The sequence below is a fragment of the Pseudomonas sp. JV241A genome (assembly GCF_900275665.1).
Lineage (GTDB): Bacteria > Pseudomonadota > Gammaproteobacteria > Pseudomonadales > Pseudomonadaceae > Aquipseudomonas > Aquipseudomonas wadenswilerensis.
Genome location: NZ_OPYO01000013.1, coordinates 254,556 through 275,249, shown reverse-complemented (window position 1 = coordinate 275,249; position 20,694 = coordinate 254,556). Strand labels below are relative to the sequence as shown.

Below are 20,694 nucleotides of genomic sequence, written 5' to 3'. Positions count from 1 at the left end.
GACAGGTGGAAAGCTCACCACAGTGCGCCAGCGCAGCCCGGCAATCCTGATGGAAAGCTGATGGGCCCTGGCACAGGCCTTGCTCCAGAAGCACAACACACAGGAGAACTTCACAGATGCCGAGCGCCAATCCGCTGGCCTGGGTCCATGGCAGTGACGCACCGGAGAAACCGCTACTGGAGCTGGGCTTCATGGCGCTTACCGATTGCGCCCCGCTGGTGGTCGCCGCTACCCAGGGCTTCGCCCAAACCTACGGCCTGAGCCTGAACCTCAGGCGCCAGAGCTCCTGGGCCAGCCTGCGCGACAAACTGCTCAACGGCCAACTGGACGCCGCCCACAGCCTGTACGGCCTGATCTACGCCCTACAACTGGGCATCGACGCCAGCGGCGCCACCGACATGGCCGTGCTGATGGGCCTGAACCAGAACGGTCAGGCCATCAACCTGTCGCCGGCCCTGCTGCGCCATGGCGTGACCAGTGGTGAAGCACTGCGGCGCTTCGTGCACCAAAGCGGGACAAAACTCACCTTTGCCCAGACCTTTCCCACTGGCACTCATGCCATGTGGCTGTATTACTGGCTGGCCAGCCACGGTATCCATCCGCTACATGACGTCCACAGCGTCGTGGTGCCACCCGCGCAGATGCTGGCTCACCTGCAGGCCGGACGCATCGATGGTTTCTGCGTCGGTGAGCCCTGGTCGGCGGGCGCCGTCGAACAGGCGCAGGGCTTTACCCTGGCCACCAGCCAATCGATCTGGCCCGACCATCCGGAAAAGGTGCTGGGCTGCACCCGGGCCTTCGTCGAGCAGCACCCGAACACTGCCAGGGCCTTGGTCATGGCGGTATTGGCCGCCAGTCGCTTTATCGAACAGAGCTGCGAGAATCGCCGCAACACCGCGCAACTGCTCAGCGGCAAGGCCTATCTCGACGCCCCGTTGACCCACATCGAGCCACGCCTGCTGGGCCATTATCAGGACGGGCTGGGTAACCAATGGCAGGATCCGCACGCCTTGCACGTGCACGATGACGGGCGGGCCAACCTGCCCTACCTGTCCGACGGCATGTGGTTCATGACCCAGTTCCGGCGCTGGGGCCTGCTGCGCGACGACCCCGACTACCTCGGCGTCGCCCGTGCGGTTCAGCAACGCGCGTTGTACCGCGATGCGGCCACAGCGATTGGCGTGCCCTGTGCCGATACGCAAATGCGCAGCAGCCAACTGATCGATGGCCGCCACTGGGACGGCAGCGATCCTGGCGCATATGCCCGCAGTTTCTCTTTGCATGCGCTGGCCGAAATGCCTGCTGCACTCACCCGCCCCTGAAGGAGACGCAAGCATGCTGCGAATCCTGTTGATCGACGACACCGCGAAAAAAGTCGGTCGCCTCAAGGCCGCCCTGGTCCAGGCCGGCTTCGAGGTGATCGAAGAGTCGGGCCTGACCATCGACCTGCCGGCGCGCGTCGAAACGGTGCATCCGGACGTGGTGCTGATCGATACCGAGTCACCGGGCCGTGATGTCATGGAGCAGGTGGTACTGGTCAGCCGCGACCGGCCGCGGCCGATCGTCATGTTCACTGACGAGCACGACCCCGGCGTGATGCGCCAGGCCATCCAGGCCGGGGTCAACGCCTACATCGTCGAAGGCATCCAGGCCACGCGGCTGCAGCCAATCCTTGACGTGGCCATGGCCCGCTTTGAAAGCGACCAGGCGCTCAAGGCCCAGCTGCAGGCCCGCGACCAGCAACTGGTGGAGCGCAAGCGGATCGAACTGGCCAAGGGCCTGTTGATGAAAATGAAGGACTGCAACGAAGAACAGGCCTACACCCTGATGCGCCGCCAGGCCATGAGCAAGCAACAAAAGCTGATCCAGGTGGCCGAGCAGATCATTGCCATGAGCGATTTGCTCGGCTGAGAGATTGTGGCCCGGCTCTTGCTATCACCAGAGGACAGGTAGCCAACGGCGGTTGCCCCCTTCACGACAAAGACGTCGCACCCCCACTCGCGCAAGCGGGTCGGGTGGCGACGTCTTTTTCGTTTCCGTCCCTGTTCAACGAGGTGTTCGATGAATACGAGTTTCTGGAAGTCCGGGCATGTCCCCACCCTGTTCGCCGCCTTTCTGTATTTCGACCTGAGCTTCATGGTCTGGTACCTGCTTGGCCCGCTGGCGGTGCAGATCGCCGCCGACCTGCAACTGACCACCCAGCAGCGGGGGCTGATGGTGGCTACGCCGATCCTTGCCGGGGCGATCCTGCGCTTTGTCATGGGCCTGCTGGTGGACCGGCTGTCACCCAAGACTGCCGGGCTGATCGGCCAGGTGATTGTCATCGTCGCGCTGTTCTGTGCCTGGCGCCTGGGTATCCACAGCTACGAACAGGCCTTGTTGCTCGGGGTATTCCTCGGCGTTGCCGGGGCCTCGTTTGCCGTTTCGCTGCCGCTGGCCTCGCAGTGGTACCCGGCGCAGCACCAGGGCAAGGCCATGGGCATCGCCGGCGCCGGCAACTCCGGCACCGTGTTCGCCGCCCTGCTGGCCCCGGCCCTGGCCGCAGGCTTTGGCTGGAACAACGTCTTCGGCTTCGCCGTGATCCCGCTGCTGCTGACCCTGGTGCTGTTCAGCCTGCTGGCGCGCAATGCCCCCGAACGGCCCAAGCCCAAAGCCCTGGCCGATTACCTCAAGGCTCTGGGCGACCGTGACAGCTGGTGGTTCATGTTCTTCTACAGCGTCACCTTCGGCGGCTTCATTGGCCTGGCCAGTGCCCTGCCCGGCTACTTCAACGACCAGTACGGCCTGAGCCCGGTGACCGCCGGCTACTACACCGCCGCCTGCGTATTCGCCGGTAGCCTGATGCGCCCGTTGGGTGGCGCCCTGGCTGATCGCTTCGGCGGTATCCGCACCTTGCTGGCGATGTACAGCGTCGCCGCCATCTGCATTGCCGCCGTCGGCTTCAACCTGCCCAGCGCGGTGGCTGCCCTGGCCCTGTTCGTCAGCGCCATGCTCGGCCTGGGTGCCGGCAACGGCGCCGTGTTCCAGCTGGTGCCGCAGCGCTTTCGCCAGGAAATCGGCGTGATGACCGGACTGATCGGCATGGCCGGCGGCATCGGCGGCTTCCTGCTCGCCGCGGGCCTGGGGACGATCAAGCAACACACCGGCGACTATCAGTTGGGCCTATGGCTATTCGCCAGCCTCGGCATCCTTGCCTGGTTCGGTCTGCACGGCGTCAAGCAGCGCTGGCGCACCACCTGGGGTTCGGCGGCGGTGACCGCGGCGCGGGTCTGAGGATTACCCATGAACCTGCAACTGAGCTTTGCCCAGGCCAGCGCCAGCGGCCCCCGGGAGGAAAACCAGGACGCCTTGCGCCTGGTGACCCCCAACCCGGAGCTGGCCGCCAGCAAAGGCTACCTGTTCGCTCTCGCCGATGGTGTCAGCCAGTGCGCCGACGGTGGCCTGGCGGCGCGGGCGAGCCTGCAGGCGCTGGCCCTGGACTACTACGCCACGCCGCCCACCTGGGGCGTGGCCCAGGCCCTGGACCGCCTGCTGCTGGCGCAAAACCGCTGGTTGCGCGCTAACGGCGGCGGCCAGCCGTTGCTGACCACCCTCAGCGCCCTGGTGTTGCGCGGGCGACGCTTCACCCTGGCGCATGTCGGCGACTGCCGGATCTACCGCTGGGCGGCAGGGCAACTGCAACGCATCAGCGAAGATCACGTCTGGGACCAACCGGGCATGCAGCACGTGCTCAAGCGCGCCCTGGGCCTGGACCAGCACCTGCAGGTCGACTATCTGGAAGGCGACCTGCAGAGCGGCGAATGCTTCGTACTGCTCAGCGATGGCGTCTGGGCCAGCCTCAGCGAAGCGCAGATCAGGGCTGTGCTGCGTGAACAGATCGACCTGCAGGATGCCGCCCAGACCCTGGTGAGCTCAGCCCACCACAGCGGCAGCCAGGACAACGCCAGCGCGCTGCTGGTACGGGTCGAGCAACTGGGTGCCAGCAACCTTGGCGATTCCCTGGCGCAACTGCAGCAGTGGCCGTTGCCGGTCGCCCTGCGCAGCGGGCAGTTGATTGACGGCTGGCGGGTCGAACAACAGTTGGGCCACAGCCGCCAATCCTTGCTGTACCGCGTACTGGACCATCAGCAACAGGCATGGCTGCTGAAAACCCTGCCTGCCGAGCGCAAGGACGAACCCGGTGCGCAGCAAGCCCTGCTGCTCGAAGAATGGTTCATGCGCAGGGTGGCCGGGCGCTATTTCCCCGAAGTGCACCCGGCCAGCCAGCGTCAGCACCTGTACTACCTGATGCGCGAATACCCGGGCCAGACCCTGGCGCAGCTTTTCGCCCGCAGCGGCCCTTTGCCGCTGGCCCAATGGCAGTCACTGGCCCAGCAACTGCTGCAGGCGGTGGGCCTGCTGCACCGGCGCAATATCCTCCATCGGGACATCAAGCCGGAGAACCTGCACCTGGGCGATGACGGTCAACTGCGCCTGCTGGATTTCGGCCTGGCCTTCTGCCCGGGGCTCTCCGAAGACCGCGCCCATGAGCTGCCAGGCACGCCATCGTTCATTGCCCCCGAAGCCTTCGAAGGCACGCCGCCCAGCGCCCAGCAAGACCTGTACAGCGTTGGCGTGACGCTGTTCTACCTGCTCACCGGCCACTACCCCTATGGCGAAATCGAGGCTTTCCAGCGCCCGCGCTTCACCCAGGCGGGCAGCGCCGCACGTTATCGCCCAGACCTGCCGGAATGGCTCGAACACAACCTCGCCCAGGCGCTGGTGGCCGATCCACAGCAACGCTTTGAAACCGCCGAGCAATGGCTGTTGCTGCTTGAACAAGGCGAACGCCAGCCATTGAGTGTACGCCCGCGGCCACTGCTTGAACGCGAACCGCTGAAGGTCTGGCGCGGCCTGGCGCTGCTGTCCTTGTTACTCAACCTGATCCTGCTGATCAGCCTGCTAAAAGGCTGACGGCACCCTTTGCCGATGAGGAAAATTCTATGCATGCGAAAGTCTGGCTGATTGGTGCCGGCCCCGGTGATCCGGAGCTTTTGACCCTCAAGGCGGTCCGCGCCCTGGCCGAAGCCGAAGTCGTGCTGATCGATGACCTGGTCAACCCGCAGATCCTTGAACACTGCCCGCAGGCGCGAGTAATTGCCGTGGGTAAACGCGGTGGTTGCCGCTCCACGCCGCAAGCCTTCATTCAGCGCCTGATGCTGCGTTACGCCCGCCAGGGCCGCTGCGTGGCCCGCCTCAAAGGCGGTGATCCGTGCATCTTTGGCCGCGGCGGCGAAGAGGCAGCCTGGCTGCAGGCCCATGGCATCGAAACCGAGCTGGTCAACGGCATTACCGCCGGCCTGGCCGGCGCGACCCAATGCGGCATCTCGCTGACCTTGCGCGGCGTCAGCCGTGGCGTGACCCTGGTCACCGCCCACACCCAGGATGACAGTCCGTTGAACTGGCAGGCGCTGGCCCAGGGCGGTACCACCCTGGTGGTGTACATGGGCGTGAGCAAACTGGAAGAGGTGCAGCAGGGATTGCTGGCAGGTGGCCTGGCGGCGCAGACGCCGGTGGCCATGATCGAGAACGCCTCGCTCCCCCAACAGCGCGAGCAACGCAGCAGCCTGGCGCAGCTGTGCCTGGATGCCGCCCGCTTCAAGCTGAGCAGCCCGGCGATCCTGGTGATCGGTGAGGTGGCGGCAGCGGACAGTGCGGCGCTGATGCAACTGACAGCCTGAATCGCAGGCAAAGAAAAGCCCGGCCTAGGCCGGGCTTTTCAGTAGGGCTTAGACCAATTACTTGGCTTGGGCTTCTACTTGTGCTTCTACGCGACGGTTAACAGCGCGACCAGCGTCGGTGGCGTTGTCAGCAACCGGACGGGTTTCACCGTAGCCAACCGACTCAACGCGAGTCGACTCAACACCGTACTCGTTGGTCAGAACCTGTTTAACGGCGTTTGCACGACGCTCGGACAGCTTCTGGTTGTAAGCGTCAGGACCGACGGAGTCAGTGTGACCTTCAACAGTGGTGGTGGTCTGTGGGTACTGCTTCATGAAGTCAGCCAGGTTCTTGATGTCGCCGTAGCTGTTTTGCTTGACGACCGACTTGTCGAAGTCGAACTTGACGTCCAGCTCAACACGTACGACTTCAGCAACAGCTGGGCAGCCGTCAGCGTCAACGGTAACGTTGGCAGGGGTGTCAGGGCACTTGTCGACGTTGTCGCAGACGCCATCGTTGTCGCTGTCGGAGCAGACTTCAGCAACTGGAGCAGGAGCGGCTTCAACCTTGCCACCGCTACCACCGAAGTTCAGACCCAGACCAACGGTCGGACCCCACTCGGTGTTGCCGTTGTCGATGTTGTACATGGCTTCAACGCCGGCACGGGCGAAGAACATGTCGGTGATGTACCACTTGGCGCCAGCGCCAACGTTGGCGAAGGTGGAGTGGTCACGGCCGCTACGGGTAGCTTGGCCCAGGCTCTCGTGAGCGAAACCAGCCGAAACGTAAGGACGCAGAGCGTCGCCGACGGTACCGAAGTGGTAGGTAGCGTCCAGCTTGGCCTTGGAACCTTTGATGTCTTTGTTGAAGACTTCGCCACGAGCGTTGTGAGTCTCGTTGTAGCCCAGGTCCAGGGACAGGTCGTCGGTCAGGAAGTAACCGAGGCGAACACCAGGATTGGTGCCAGTGTTCTTGAAATTGCGCTCGCTGTCGTAGTACTGCTTGGTAACGTTGCCTTCAATTTCGACTGCGCCTTGGCCTTGTGCCAGAGCGCCGAAGGAAGTTGCGGCTACAAGAGAACCAATGGCCAAGCCCAAGGTGTTTTTCAATTTCATCCGTTAAATCCCCATCTGGTGATAGTTAAGCAGTCCCACCAACATCCGGGGGACAACTCGACGGCAAGTCTAGCAGAACTTGCCGGTACGTTAGAGATATTTGCGCGCCACTAAGTTTCAGTGAGGCCCGCAAATTTCTCACGTAGCTTGTCAAGCGCACGCTTGTACCGCATTTTCGTTGCGCTCAGGCCCATATGCATGATATCGGCGATTTCCTGAAATTCCAGTTCTGCGACAAATCGAAGCACCAGAATCTCGCGGTCAATCGGATTGACATGCACTAGCCATTTGTCCAGCCCGCCTTTCTCTTCCGGTTTTGGCGCCTTCTCTTCCGAGGCCTCCTCGAGTGGATCAAGACTCAAGGCATCCATCAGTCGACGTTTGCGCCGCTCCTTGCGGTACTGGGTGATGCATTCGTTGTAGGTGATGCTGTAGAGCCATGTCTTGAACTTCGATTTGCCCTCGAAGTTCTTCAGCCCATAGAGCACCTTGAGCATCACCTCCTGACAGACATCGTCAGCGTCCCGATCGTTCCCTAAATAACGCGCACAGACGTTAAAAAGAGTTCGTTGGTAGCGGCGCATGAGCTCCTCATACGCGCGAGTAACATGAAACAGCTCCTCATGCGAACGCGCCACCAACTCCTCATCGGTGAGCTCGCGGGGGTCGTAACGCATGGGCAGCGAGTGAACTTTATTCAAAACGGATCTGGCCGACAGTCAGGTCAATGTCGCCGCATACCCCTGCCTGGGGTATTTTTGCGGCGGCATACATTAGCAGGATTTGCCCGGTTAGCGGCTATTGACTCGCTGCTCGAGCAAAATCCGGTTGGACAACGACACCAGCTCGCCGTCGTCGGTCAGCAGGGTCGTCTTGACCGTGCCGATCTCCTCGATCTGCCCTTCGACCTCTCCAATCCGCACTTGTTGGCCCACTTGATAAAGCTCACGCACGTAAATTCCGGCGAGAATCTGCCCGGCAATTTCCCGGCTGCCCAGGCCCATGGCCAGCGCCACGGCCAGACCAACGGTAATCAAACCGATGACGATCACGTGATTGAGCAGGTCGGTCTTGACCTCGAGCTGGCTGATTGCCACCGAGATACTGATAATAATGACCAGGCCCTGGGCGATCCGCCCTACGCCAGCGGCGTATTCCAGGCCGATGCCTTCGGCGGCGCCGCGCACCAGGCCGTTGACCAGTTGCGCCAGCAATACGCCCGCCAGCAGCACCAGCGCCGCGCCGAACACTTTCGGCAGGTACAGGGCAAGCATGTCGAGTGTGGCCGAGACGCGCTCAAGCCCCAGGGACTCAGCGGCGGAAACAAGGAAAATCAGCAGCACGAACCAGTAGACGATCTTGCCGATCAGGGTCGAGATCGGCACCTGGATGCCGACCCGGCTGAGCATCTTGGTCAGGCCGGTGCCGCCCATCAGGCGATCCAGGCCGAGCTTGGCCAGCAGTTTCGACAGCAGGGTGTCGAGCAGCTTGGCCACGACGAAACCAAGCAGCACCACAACCAGAGCGCCGAACAGGTTGGGGATAAAGTTCGCCACTTTGGTCCACAACGCTGTCATCGCGGTGACCAGGCTCTGGGTCCAGAGATCAAGTTCCATATTCAATCGGCCTTATCAGCTTTACGAACGGTAGCGTTACGGCGCACCGGCGCAACATGCGCCGAGCCATTGTTCACGGCAATCATCAGCGCCTGGCTCCAGCGGCCCAGCAGGCTGAACAGATCGCCCGCGCCAACCTGGCGGTTGGCGGTTTTCAGGACCCGGCCCAGGCAGGCATCGTCGTCGCGGTCCTGGCCGGACGGCGATGCCTTGAGCAGGTCTCGCAGGGATTCTTCAAACGGATCGTGCATGGGCACCTCGCGCAATATCTGTCAAAGACGAGGTCGCCACACAACGGGTCACATGAACCGGCCAGGCAGTTTGTGACTGCATGTTCACAAATTTCATCTTTACACCCAGCGCAGGCGGCGAAACAGCCACCATTGCCCCAACGCCAGGGTCAGCACCAGCAGGCTGGCGAAGAGAAAGCCGTAAGGGCTGTCGGAGCCTGGAATGCCGCCGACGTTGATGCCCAACAGCCCGGTCACGAAGCTCATGGGCAGGAATATGCAAGTGATGATGCCGAAACGGTACATGGTCCGGTTCATCCGCTCGCTGCGGCGCCGGTCTTCGCTTTCGAGCACCAGAGCGGCGCGTTCGCGGGTAAGCTCGAGTTCTTCCAGGTAGCGGGTCAGGCTGTTGTTGAGTTCGTTCCAGTAGTCGGCGTCGTCTGCGGCGAACCAGCTCCACTTGTTGCGCGCCAGTTGCGCGTAGATTTCCCGCTGCGGATTGAGAAATCGCCGCAATCCGGCCGCCCGTCGGCGGATCTGCTGCAGACTGCCCTGGTCCGGGGCATAGCGTTTGTCGGCTTCAAGCTTCTCTTCCTCGGCATCGACCACTTCCGACAGGTCGCTGATCAGCGCCTGGACCTTTTCGGTCAACAGTTGCGCCATGCTCAGCAGCAGCTCGGAAGCGGTTTTCGGCCCGCGGCCTTCGGCCAGTTGCTGCAGCAGTTCATCACTGGCGCGCAACGGCCGCAGGCGCAGCGAGATCACCCGCTGGGCCTCGGCGAAGATCCGCACCGAAACCATGTCTTCAGGCTCGGCACCGGGGTTGAGGTTGACCCCGCGCAAAAACAGCAGCATCTGCGCCTCCGGCAGTGGCAGCAGGCGCGGACGGGTGTTTTCCTCCAGCAGCAGGTCGCAGGCGAACTCGTTCAGGCCGCTGTCGTGACGCAGCCAGGTGCGGGTCTGCGGGTGACTGCGGTCCCAGTGCAGCCACAGGCTTTCCTGGGGCTGCAGGGCAAGGGCGTCCAGTTCAGTTCGGGCGATTGCACGGGCACCGCCTTTTCCATCCAGCACCAGGGCATGCACCAGCCCCCATTGCGCGTTTTCTTCCTCGAACATCCCTACCCCACCGACCGGTTTCAGAGCTTTACTCAGGCATTTTCAACGGGCTTGGCGAGACGATCACGCCGTTGTTGTCGGCGTAGATGTATTCGCCTGGACGAAAGGTCACACCGGCAAAGGTCACCGCCACGTTGACCTCGCCGATGCCACGGCGGACGGACTTCAGCGGGTGGCTGGCCAGGGCCTGCACGCCAACGTCGGTCTGCGCCAGAACATCGACATCACGCACGCAACCATAGATCACCAGGCCTTCCCAGTGATTCTTCGCCGCCTTCTCGGCCAGCATGTCGCCGAGCAAGGCATGACGCAGCGAACCGCCGCCGTCGACCACCAGGACCTTGCCCTTGCCATCGAGCTCGACTTGCTCTTTGACCCGCGAGTTGTCTTCGAAGCACTTGATGGTAACGATCTCACCCCCGAAGGAGTCGCGGCCACCGAAGTTGCTGAACATCGGCTCCAGCACCTGCACCAGTTCCGGGTAGGCGTCGCACAGATCGGGGGTGATGTAATGCATGGGAAACTCCTGTCGATTATCGAGACGATGAATGTCGCAGTTTCACTCAGTGAACGAGGCCCAGCGATGCGGCTTTAGCCCCAAGGCTACACGTCGCTGCCGGTGCGGTCACCTTGGCAGCGCATTCAGCGAACAGATGCACACTGAAAAAACCAAAAAATGACCAAACCCTTCACAGTCGTCATATCTTAGCGGCATCAGCTCGCCGGCGAAACGGCCTGCGCCGCCTCGGGCAGCAAAGGCGTCAGCGGATTCTGCAACCAGCGCTCAACCAGTGGCCAGACCTGTGCCTGCGCCGGCTTGCTGACCAGCATGTCGACGTGCCCGAAGTTGTCGAACCCTGCCTCGCGGCCCAGGCGGACAAACTGCTTGTGCTCGCTGCCCAGTTGCTCGAACAGCTTGCGACAGGCCCATACCGGGTCCTGATGATCACCCGCGCCGGCCACGGCCAGCACCGGCACATTGACCTCGGCCAGGCCCGCCCACCAGTCGCGGTCCTTGTCGCCAAAGCGGCCAAACAGGCCGAACCAGCGCATGCTTTCCAGCGCCAGGCCAATCGGCTCGTCTTCCGGCCCGCGCTTGAGCCGCGAACCGGAGATTTGCGCAAAGCGCTTGAGCAGCAGGCGCCCGCCCCACTCCACCGGCGGCAACTTCAGCGGCCAGTAAGTACGGCTGACCTGGGTGCCGAAAAACGCCACGCTGGCCACCTGTTCGGCCCCCAGGTACTGGCCGCCCAGGGCTGCCGCCAGGGTAGTACCGCCCAGCGAGTGGCCGACCCAGTGCGCCGGCTGGCCGGCCTGCTCGCAGACGAATGCGGCAATCACCGGCAGGTCGTAACGGGCGTAGTCGGCCACGCGGTTGTGCCGGTAGCCATGATTGCGCGGCGACAGGCCGTGGCCGCGCATCTCCGGGATCCACACATCGAAACCGGCGCGTGCCAGATAGGCGCCCAGGCCAATGCCCCGGGGCGAATACCAGAAGCGCCGGTTGGAAAAGCTGCCGTGCAGCAGGATGACCGGGGTGCCACGCACCTCGGTTTGATCGGCCATGCCCAGGCGGGTGAGCGCCAGCTCCACGCTGCGATCCGGGCTGTTACCGGCTTTGATCCGGTACACGTCCTCGCTCAGGTCGCCACGGCGCTCGGCACTGAGCAAGGCCACGGGAAAAAGGGTACTGCTGCTTTGCATAGGGTTCTTGCACAAAAAAGGGCGAGGTCCATCACTGGAACACGCCCTGGAATACGGTCGGAACCTTCACTGGCGCCAGGGCCGGGTGAAGGTTCCGGTTCAGCGCATCAGTTCGCGGCCTGGCCTTCAGCCAGGAAGAACCAGGTCTCGAGTACCGAATCCGGGTTCAGCGAGACGCTTTCGATGCCCTGTTCCATCAGCCACTTGGCCAGGTCCGGGTGGTCGGATGGGCCCTGGCCGCAGATGCCGATGTACTTGCCCGCCTTGTTGCAGGCCTGGATGGCGTTGGCCAGCAGCTTCTTGACAGCAGGGTTACGCTCGTCGAACAGGTGCGCAATGATCCCCGAGTCGCGGTCCAGGCCCAGGGTCAGCTGGGTCAGGTCGTTGGAACCGATGGAGAAGCCGTCGAAGAACTCGAGGAACTCTTCGGCGAGGATGGCGTTGGACGGCAGCTCGCACATCATGATCACGCGCAGGCCGTTGTCGCCACGGGCCAGGCCGTTTTCAGCGAGCAGGTCGACGACCTGGCTGGCTTCGCCCAGGGTGCGCACGAACGGCACCATGATCTCGACGTTGGTCAGGCCCATCTCGTTGCGCACGCGCTTGAGGGCGCGGCACTCGAGCTCGAAGCAGTCACGGAAGGTTTCGCTGATGTAGCGCGAAGCACCGCGGAAGCCCAGCATCGGGTTTTCTTCTTCCGGCTCGTAGAGCTTGCCGCCGATCAGGTTGGCGTACTCGTTGGACTTGAAGTCCGACAGGCGCACGATGACCTTTTTCGGCCAGAACGCCGCGGCCAGGGTGCTGATGCCTTCGACCAGTTTCTCGACGTAGAAGCCGACCGGGTCGTTGTAGCCGGCAATGCGCTTGTCGACGCTCTCTTTGAGCTCGGCAGGCAGGCCGGCGTAATTGAGCAGCGCCTTGGGGTGCACGCCGATCATGCGGTTGATGATGAATTCCAGGCGCGCCAGGCCGACACCGGCGTTGGGCAGCTGGGCAAAATCAAAGGCGCGATCCGGGTTGCCAACGTTCATCATGATCTTGAACGGCAGCTCCGGCATGGCGTCGACGGAGTTCTTGCGCACGTCGAAGCCCAGCTCACCTTCGAAGATGAAGCCGGTATCGCCTTCGGCGCAGGACACGGTCACGCCCTGGCCATCCTTGAGCAGCTGGGTGGCGTTGCCGCAACCGACCACCGCCGGGATCCCCAGCTCACGGGCGATGATCGCCGCGTGGCAGGTACGCCCGCCACGGTTGGTAACGATGGCACTGGCACGCTTCATCACCGGTTCCCAGTCCGGGTCGGTCATGTCCGAAACCAGTACGTCGCCGGGCTGGACCTTGTCCATCTCCGAGACGTCCTTGATGATCCGCACCTTGCCGGCGCCGATGCGCTGGCCAATGGCACGGCCTTCGACCAGCACGGTGCCGGTTTCCTTGAGCAGGTAACGCTCCATGACGTTGGCCTGGGCGCGGCTCTTCACGGTTTCAGGGCGGGCCTGAACGATGTACAGCTTGCCGTCGTCACCGTCCTTGGCCCATTCGATGTCCATCGGGCACTTGTAGTGCTTCTCGATGATCATCGCCTGCTTGGCCAGCTCGCTGACTTCGGCGTCGGTCAGGCAGAAACGGGTGCGGTCGGCCTTGTCGACATCGACGGTCTTGACCGAGCGACCGGCCTTGGCTTCTTCGCCGTAGACCATCTTGATCGCCTTGCTGCCCAGGTTGCGACGCAGGATCGCCGGGCGGCCGGCTTCCAGGGTGCCTTTGTGCACGTAGAATTCGTCGGGGTTGACCGCACCCTGAACGACGGTTTCACCCAGGCCGTAGGCGCCGGTGATAAACACCACGTCACGGAAGCCCGACTCGGTGTCGAGGGTGAACATCACGCCGGCGGTGCCGGTTTCAGAGCGGACCATGCGCTGCACGCCGGCCGACAGGGCCACCAGCTTGTGGTCGAAGCCCTGGTGCACGCGGTAGGAAATGGCGCGGTCGTTGAACAGCGAGGCGAACACTTCCTTGGCGGCGCGGATGACATTGTCGACGCCGCGGATGTTCAGGAAGGTTTCCTGCTGGCCGGCAAACGAGGCATCCGGCAGGTCTTCGGCGGTGGCCGAGGAGCGCACGGCCACGGCCATGTTCGGGTTGCCCTGGGACATTGCGGCGAAGGCGGTGCGGATTTCGGCGTTCAGGCGCTCGGGGAACTCGGCTTCCATGATCCACTGGCGGATCTGCGCACCGGTCTTGGCCAGGGCGTTGACGTCGTCAACGTCCAGCGCGTCGAGGGCGGCGTGGATCTGGGTGTTCAGGCCGCTCTGCTCGAGAAAGTCACGATACGCCTGAGCCGTAGTGGCAAAGCCGCCGGGGACCGAGACACCGGCGCCCGCGAGGTTACTGATCATCTCGCCGAGGGATGCGTTCTTGCCCCCCACATGCTCTACATCATGGACGCCGAGCTTATCGAGGGAAACTACGTACTCTACCAAGGTGATCTCTCCACTAACTGTGTTGGAAAAGCTCAGGTCGCCCGCCTGCCAGCTCTGGCTTGGCCGGGCGCTTGTGGCCTGGACCTGGAAAATAAGTGAGAATGCCGAACGCAGTGTTCGGTAAACCGAACCTATCATATCCAAGATTCGTCACCAGCTTAAGGCCCAAGGCGCAAATGAAACGATCTGCTTTCTTTATCTCCGATGGCACCGGCATTACCGCCGAGACGCTGGGACAAAGTCTTCTAGCGCAGTTCGATACCATTCCGTTCAATAAATTCACGCGTCCGTACATCGACAGCGTAGAAAAAGCGCGGACGATGGTACAACAAATCAATAGCGCCGCTGAAAAGGACGGTGTCCGTCCGATCATCTTCGACACCATCGTCAACCAGGATATCCGCGAGGTGCTGGCCACCTCCAACGGTTTCATGATCGACATCTTCTCGACCTTCCTGGCCCCGCTGGAGCAGGAACTGACCGCCCATTCCTCGTATTCGGTGGGCAAATCCCACTCGATCGGCGGCAACTCCAACTATATGGAGCGCATCGAGGCGGTCAACTTTGCCCTCGACAACGACGACGGCGCGCGCACCCACTACTACGACAAGGCCGATCTTATCCTGGTCGGCGTGTCGCGCTGCGGCAAGACTCCGACCTGCCTGTACATGGCCATGCAATTCGGTATCCGCGCGGCCAACTACCCGTTGACCGAAGACGACATGGAGCGCCTGCAACTGCCCCAGGCCCTGAAAAACCACCAGCACAAGCTGTTCGGCCTGACCATCGACCCCGACCGCCTGACCGCCATCCGCCACGAGCGCAAGCCCAACAGCCGCTACGCAAGCTTTGCCCAGTGCGAGTTCGAGGTGCGTGAAGTGGAGAACCTGTTCCGCCGCGAGAACATTGCGCACATCAACTCCACGCATTTCTCCGTGGAAGAGATTGCGGCGAAGATTCTGGTCGAGAAAGGCGTAGAGCGCCGATTCAAGTAGGCTGGGCGCCTCAAGCTGCAAGCGACAAGAAAAAGCAGGCGGCGCTGTTGGTGAGAAAGTTGCTAGCTTGCACGAGTAGCAAGCTGAAAGCTGCAAGCGGAAACAACGCATTCCACTTGCAGCTTGTAGCTTAAAGCTAGCCGCTTAAGACGGCACCACCATCGCCTGGCCACTCAGGGCCAGGTCCACCAGCTCGCGGTTGGCCACCGCGTACATGGCGTAGTCGGTACCGATGGCGGCACGCAGCTCGTCGAGCATGGCGCGCCAGCGCACGACCATGACCCGGTGCTGATCCAGCCACAGGGCCACCCGGGCGTCCATGTCCTCCGGTGCATCGTCCATCTGCAGCACCGAGATGGTGATCGCCCGCTGCTGCAGGTCGATGTCATCGCGGAAGGCTTCGCGGGCCAGGGCCTGCCAGTTGTTTTCCACCGGCAGGTTGCTGATTTCCTGCAGGTACCAGGTCAGGTCCAGGGCGCTGCCAACGGCGAAGAAGGCCTTGGCCACTTCGGCCGGGTCCTGGCCGGTGACGTCGGAGGCTTCGATGATCGGCAACAGGGTGTACAGGTGCGTGGTACCGGCCACCATGCGCGCCAGCAGCTCCGGCACACCAGCTTCGACGAAGCCCTGGTAACGGCTCATCCAGCGCTCGCGGGTCGGCCCTTCGAGCAGTTCATCGAGCTTCAGCCCCAGCGCGGCGATCTTCGGACCGAAGTGCGCCACGTCGCGGCCAGCATCCTGCTCGTTGCGACGGCTGCGCAGGAACCAGCGGGTCGCACGGCGGCCCAGGCGCATCAGCTCGTCCATCAGGGTCAGCTGGATTTCAGCCGGGACCTGATAGTCCAGCGCCTCGATCTGACGGAACCAGTGCGGCAGGTGGAAGATATCGCGCACGATCACGTAGGCGCCGGCGACGTTCGCCGGGCTCATGCCGGTGGACTCTTTCAGGCGCTGAACGAAGGTGATGCCCATGTTGTTGACCAGATCGTTGGCGATCTGGGTGCTGACGATCTCGCGTTTCAGGCGATGACGACGCATGGCCTCGGCGAACTTGCTCACCAGCGACGGCGGGAACGCGGTTTCCATGTCGCGGGTCAGGTAGTCGTCGTCCGGCACCAGCGACTTGAGCAGCTGCTCCTTGAGGTCGATCTTGCTGTAGGAAATCAGCACCGACAGCTCGGCACGGGTCAGGCCCTGGCCAGCGGCCAGGCGCTCGGCCAGTTGCTCTTCGGTCGGCAGGAACTCGATGGCGCGGTCCAGCTTGCCACGGCCTTCGAGGTCGGCCATCAACCGCTTGTACTCGGCGATGCGTTCCTTGGCCCGACGCGCAGCCAGGGACAATGCCTGGGTCTGCTTGTAGTTGTTGCCCAGCACCAGGCCGGCCACTTCGTCGGTCATGCTGCCCAGCAGCTGGTTGCGCTGCTTCTCGGTCATGTCGCCAGCCTGCACCACTTCGTTGAGCAGGATCTTGATGTTGACCTCGTGGTCGGAGCAGTCCACGCCACCGGCGTTGTCGATGAAGTCGGTGTTGGTGGCGCCGCCGTTCAAGCCGAACTCGACCCGGCCCAGCTGGGTCATGCCGAGGTTGCCGCCCTCGCCCACCACCTTGCAACGCAGCTCGTTGCCGTCGACGCGCAGGGCGTCGTTGGCCTTGTCGCCGACGTCGGCGTGGCTTTCTTCACTGGACTTGACGTAGGTGCCGATACCGCCGTTCCACAGCAGGTCGACCGGCGCCTTGAGCAGTGCGTTGAGCAGCTCGGTCGGGGTCAGCTTGTCGGCTTCGATGGCGAAGCGCTCTTTCATCTGCGGGGTGATCGCAATGCTTTTCGCGCTGCGCGGGAAGATCCCGCCGCCTTCGGACATGATGCTGGTGTCGTAGTCGCTCCAGGCCGAACGCGGCAGATCGAACAGGCGCTGGCGCTCGGCGAAGCTGCTGGCAGGCTCCGGGTTCGGGTCGATGAAGATGTGCAGGTGGTTGAACGCCGCCACCAGTTGCAGCTTGTCGGACATCAGCAGGCCGTTGCCGAACACGTCACCGGCCATGTCGCCGACGCCGACCACGGTGATCGGGTCTTCCTGGACGTTGATGCCGCGCTCACGGAAGTGACGCTGCACGCCGACCCAGGCGCCACGGGCGGTAATGCCCATTTTCTTGTGGTCGTAACCGGCCGAACCACCGGAAGCGAACGCATCGCCGAGCCAGAAGCCGTAGTCGATGGCAATGCCGTTGGCGATGTCGGAGAAGGTCGCGGTGCCTTTGTCGGCAGCCACCACCAGGTACGGGTCATCGTCGTCATGACGCACGACGTTGGCCGGCGGCACCAGGGCGCCATCCTTGAGGTTGTCGGTGATGTCCAGCAGGCCGGAAATGAAGATCCGGTAGCAGGCGATGCCTTCGGCCTGGATATCGTCACGGCTACCACCCAGCGGCAGGCGGCGAGGCAGGAAACCGCCCTTGGCGCCAACCGGCACGATCACCGAGTTCTTCACCTGCTGGGCTTTTACCAGGCCCAGCACTTCAGTACGGAAGTCTTCCTCGCGGTCCGACCAGCGCAGGCCGCCGCGGGCGACGTTGCCAAAGCGCAGGTGCACGCCCTCGACCCGTGGCGAGTAGACGAAGATTTCGAACTTCGGCACCGGCTTGGGCAGCTCGGGGATCAGCTTGGGGTTGAACTTGAAGCTGAAGTACGACTTGTTATGGCCCAGGGCGTCGGTCTGGTAGAAGTTGGTGCGCAGGGTGGCCTTGATCAGGTCCAGGTAGCGACGCAGGATGCGGTCTTCGTTGAGCACCTGGACGTCGTCCAGAGCGGTCAGGATGGCCTGTTCCAGACGCTGTTGCTTGTCGTCGAGGTCGTCGCTGGTGAGCTTGCGCGCCAGGTAGAAGCGGGTCTTGAACAACCGGGTCAGCTCGCGGGCGATGTCGGTGTGGTTGTTCAGGGTGCTGGCGATGTAACCCAGGTCGAAGCCCAGGCGGATCTGCTTGAGGTAGCGGGCGTAGGCACGCAGCAGCGCCACGTCGCGCCACGGCAGGCCGGCGGTCAGCACCAGGCGGTTGAAGGCGTCGTTCTCGGCATCGCCATTGACGATGTGCACGAAGGCATCCTGCAGGGTGTCATTGAGCTGCTGGATGTCGAGGTTCAGGCCTTCGGCGGCGGTGAAGGCAAAGTCATGAATCCAGTACTCGCGGCCGTTGGCATGGCGCAGGCGGTACGGGAACTCGCCGAGCACGCGCAGGCCGAGGTTTTCCAGGATCGGCAGCACGTCCGACAGCGCCAGCGGCGTATCGGCGTGGTACAGCTTGCAGTGCAACTGCTGTTTACCGGCCTGGGTCAGCGGCTGGTAGAAGCTCATCACCAGCGGCTTGCGCTCGGACAGGGTCATCAGGTGCTGCATGTCGACCACCGCCGAATGGGCGGCGAAACGCTCGCGGTAACCGGCCGGGAAGCCTTTCGGGAAGTCGGCCAGGACGTTGGTGCCCTGGGCTTCGCCGAAGCTTTCGACGGTCAGGCTGGCGTAGTCGTCCTGCCACGAACGGCAGGCCTGGATCACTTCGTTTTCCAGCTGCTGCGGGTCGATGTCGATGCGGTTTTTCGGATCGACGCGCAGGATCAGTTGCACGCGGGCCAGCACCGACTCGGAGAAGAAAGTCCAGAACTCGCAGTCGCTGGCCTTCAGGCGCTCCATCAGCACCTGCTGGATCTTCTGCCGTACCTCGGTGGAGTAGATATCGCGCGGCACGTAGGCCAGGCAGTAGCAGAAACGGCCGTACGGGTCCTTGCGCAGGAACACGCGAATCTTGTTGCGCTCCTGGATCTGCACGATCGACATGACGGTGCTGAACAGCTCGTCGACCGGCGTCTGGAACAGGTCGTCACGCGGCAGCACTTCCAGGACCTGGGCCAGTTCCTTGCCCAGGTGGGCTTTGGGGTCGAAGTGCGAGCGGCGCTCGACTTCGGCGACCTTGCCACGGATGTACGGAATCGCGCGCACGCTCTCGCCATACACCGAGGAGGTGTACAGGCCCATGAAGCGGCATTCCTTGATGACCTTGCCGTCGGCATCCAGCTGGCGGATCGACACGTAGTCCGGGTAGGCCGGACGGTGCACGCGGCTTGGGTGCGCGGCCTTGGCGAAGGACAGCAGCAGCGGCTCGTTGAGGTAATTGACGGCGTAGTCTTCGATGCGCAGGTCTTCGGCGGTGAGACCGGCTCGCAGCATACGGGTCAGGCCGAGGAACGACTGCTCGTCGTATTGCAACTGGCCGCCCTGGGCGTCGCCATGGACAACGAATTCTTCGTAGCCGAGGAAGGTGAAGTGGTTGCCCAGCAGCCACTCGAGGAATGCCTTGACCTCGGCTTTTTCGTTTTGCGCCGGGGCGTAGGCGGTCTGCTCGACCAGCGCCACGACCTCGCGCAGCTTGACCTTCATCGGTTCGAAGTCGGCGACGGCAACGCGCACTTCAGCCAGCACCTGCTCAAGCTCACGGGTCAGCACGTTGAGCTCGGCGGTGTTGGCGCAGCGGTCGATCTCCAGGTACATCAGCGATTCTTGCAGCACGCCCTCGCCCTGGGTGCCCTTGGGCAGGATTTCCAGCAGCTCGCCTTTCGCCCCGCGACGCACGCTCAGTACGGTGGTCTGCAGGGTATGGATGCTGTAGCCGCGGCGGTTGAGCTCGGTGCGCACCGAGTCGACCAGAAATGGCAGGTCATGGTGCAGGACTTCGACCGCGGTGTGGGTCGACTGCCAGCCATGACGCTCGTAATCGGGGTTGTAGACGCGAACCTGGGGCTGGGTGTGATCGAAACGTTCGATGATGCGCCAGGCAGAGAGGGTGCAACCGGCCAGGTCCGACATACGGCGCTGGGTGAGTTCGTCCAGAGAGATGATGCCGAAGAACTGTTCGGCGAACAGCGCCACTTGTGGCAGTGCCTGTTCGCTGATGTGCTGCGCCAGGGCCGCTTGCAGTTGATGCTGGAAGTCGGCTTTGCTGGCTGCGGTGAAAAACGCCATCTGTGGTACTCCGCTTGGGCTTTATTATTGAGTGAAGCGTCGCGCGCGTCCGCCGTGTACGGATCAACGATAGCCAACCCGTAGCAGGAGGACGGTAAAACCATAGAAACAGGCGCTCGAGGTGACCTGTAAGTCACATCTTCCCGCTCCACGGATGGGCATCTGCAAAAACGACTGCCGAACGGGCTGTGTCTTTACGGGTGTCCATCGACAGCGCAGCTTAACGAGTGCCCGCCCGCCCCTGCTTGCGGTGCTGCGACATATTCGGTCATTGAGGTGAAACCGCACGTTTATCCAGCGGCCGAAGACTGGCAGAATCGTGTTTCAACTTATTGATCGAGCTGCTCATGCAATTCAAGACCGCCCTGCTCTTCGCCACCCCCTGCGATGATGAAGAAGACAACATGGCTACCCTGTGCTGCCACAGCGACAAGGGCCAGATGTTCCTCATGACCCGCTATCCGGACGAAGACACGGTGGACATCACCCTGGATGACGAGCCAAGCACCCTCGACGGCCTCAAGGTCAGCCTCAGCGCCAAGCGTTTGCTGATCGAAGTGGCGCCAGGCGATGCCGATGTGTTCAAAGGCGACGATCACCTGGAGATTACCCTGACTTCCGACGGCACCGACGTTGCCGAAGTCGAAGAAACCCTGCAGAACATTCTCAAGGGCACCGGCACCTACGTCAGCGAGCTGTAATCGCCCACGCGGTTTCTTGACAAG

16 protein-coding genes are annotated in these 20,694 nt (G+C 62.7%); 7 read left to right on the top strand and 9 right to left on the bottom strand.

The features are described from left to right. Positions 1–116: 116 nt before the first annotated feature. The 5 genes from JV241A_RS07940 (at position 117) to cobA (ending at position 5,720) form a co-directional block, all read left to right on the top strand. Positions 117–1,322: a CmpA/NrtA family ABC transporter substrate-binding protein gene (locus JV241A_RS07940; RefSeq protein WP_134061869.1), complete on the top strand. Its 1,206-nt coding sequence runs from the start codon at positions 117–119 to the stop codon at positions 1,320–1,322. 13 nt (positions 1,323–1,335) lie between these two features. Further along, on the top strand, positions 1,336–1,911 hold the full coding sequence (locus JV241A_RS07935) for an ANTAR domain-containing protein (protein WP_134061867.1): 576 nt from the start codon (positions 1,336–1,338) through the stop codon (positions 1,909–1,911). 150 nt (positions 1,912–2,061) lie between these two features. Beyond that, positions 2,062–3,273: a nitrate/nitrite transporter gene (locus tag JV241A_RS07930; RefSeq protein ID WP_115086029.1), complete on the top strand. Its 1,212-nt coding sequence runs from the start codon at positions 2,062–2,064 to the stop codon at positions 3,271–3,273. Positions 3,274–3,282: 9 nt separating this feature from the next. Continuing rightward, positions 3,283–4,953, top strand: a complete 1,671-nt coding sequence (locus JV241A_RS07925; protein WP_115086028.1) for a bifunctional protein-serine/threonine kinase/phosphatase — start codon at positions 3,283–3,285, stop codon at positions 4,951–4,953. 29 nt (positions 4,954–4,982) lie between these two features. Further along, positions 4,983–5,720, top strand: a complete 738-nt coding sequence (gene cobA, locus JV241A_RS07920) for a uroporphyrinogen-III C-methyltransferase (protein WP_115086027.1) — start codon at positions 4,983–4,985, stop codon at positions 5,718–5,720. Positions 5,721–5,777: 57 nt separating this feature from the next. On the opposite strand, the gene JV241A_RS07915 is transcribed toward cobA, so the two are convergent. From JV241A_RS07915 to ppsA, 8 genes are all read right to left on the bottom strand, one after another. Further along, on the bottom strand, positions 5,778–6,815 hold the full coding sequence (locus tag JV241A_RS07915; RefSeq protein WP_134061865.1) for an OmpA family protein: 1,038 nt from the start codon (positions 6,813–6,815) through the stop codon (positions 5,778–5,780). 110 nt (positions 6,816–6,925) lie between these two features. Beyond that, positions 6,926–7,516 (bottom strand): RNA polymerase sigma factor SigX, encoded by a 591-nt coding sequence (sigX, locus tag JV241A_RS07910; protein WP_026001337.1) that lies wholly within the window; start codon positions 7,514–7,516, stop codon positions 6,926–6,928. Positions 7,517–7,606: 90 nt separating this feature from the next. Further along, positions 7,607–8,431 (bottom strand): mechanosensitive ion channel domain-containing protein, encoded by an 825-nt coding sequence (locus tag JV241A_RS07905; RefSeq protein ID WP_038994250.1) that lies wholly within the window; start codon positions 8,429–8,431, stop codon positions 7,607–7,609. Positions 8,432–8,433: 2 nt separating this feature from the next. Continuing rightward, positions 8,434–8,682, bottom strand: a complete 249-nt coding sequence (locus JV241A_RS07900; protein WP_115086025.1) for a CrfX protein — start codon at positions 8,680–8,682, stop codon at positions 8,434–8,436. 99 nt (positions 8,683–8,781) lie between these two features. Beyond that, complete coding sequence (locus JV241A_RS07895) at positions 8,782–9,777, bottom strand: zinc transporter ZntB (RefSeq protein ID WP_115086024.1); 996 nt, start codon at positions 9,775–9,777, stop codon at positions 8,782–8,784. Between the two features lie 28 nt (positions 9,778–9,805). Continuing rightward, positions 9,806–10,294: a ribonuclease E activity regulator RraA gene (gene rraA, locus JV241A_RS07890; protein WP_115086023.1), complete on the bottom strand. Its 489-nt coding sequence runs from the start codon at positions 10,292–10,294 to the stop codon at positions 9,806–9,808. 197 nt (positions 10,295–10,491) lie between these two features. Next, entirely contained in the window at positions 10,492–11,481 is a 990-nt protein-coding gene (locus JV241A_RS07885; protein ID WP_134061863.1) for an alpha/beta fold hydrolase, read from the bottom strand. Positions 11,482–11,588: 107 nt separating this feature from the next. After that, entirely contained in the window at positions 11,589–13,964 is a 2,376-nt protein-coding gene (ppsA, locus tag JV241A_RS07880) for a phosphoenolpyruvate synthase (protein WP_115086021.1), read from the bottom strand. 176 nt (positions 13,965–14,140) lie between these two features. Here ppsA and JV241A_RS07870 point away from each other — a divergent pair, with 176 nt between their 5' ends. Then, positions 14,141–14,959, top strand: a complete 819-nt coding sequence (locus tag JV241A_RS07870; RefSeq protein ID WP_115086020.1) for a pyruvate, water dikinase regulatory protein — start codon at positions 14,141–14,143, stop codon at positions 14,957–14,959. 144 nt (positions 14,960–15,103) lie between these two features. On the opposite strand, the gene JV241A_RS07865 is transcribed toward JV241A_RS07870, so the two are convergent. After that, positions 15,104–19,969: an NAD-glutamate dehydrogenase gene (locus JV241A_RS07865; protein WP_134061861.1), complete on the bottom strand. Its 4,866-nt coding sequence runs from the start codon at positions 19,967–19,969 to the stop codon at positions 15,104–15,106. A gap of 347 nt (positions 19,970–20,316) precedes the next feature. Between JV241A_RS07865 and JV241A_RS07860 the strand changes: the two genes are divergently transcribed. After that, positions 20,317–20,670, top strand: coding sequence for a hypothetical protein (locus tag JV241A_RS07860; protein ID WP_134061859.1), 354 nt, complete (start codon positions 20,317–20,319; stop codon positions 20,668–20,670). Positions 20,671–20,694 lie beyond the last annotated feature (24 nt).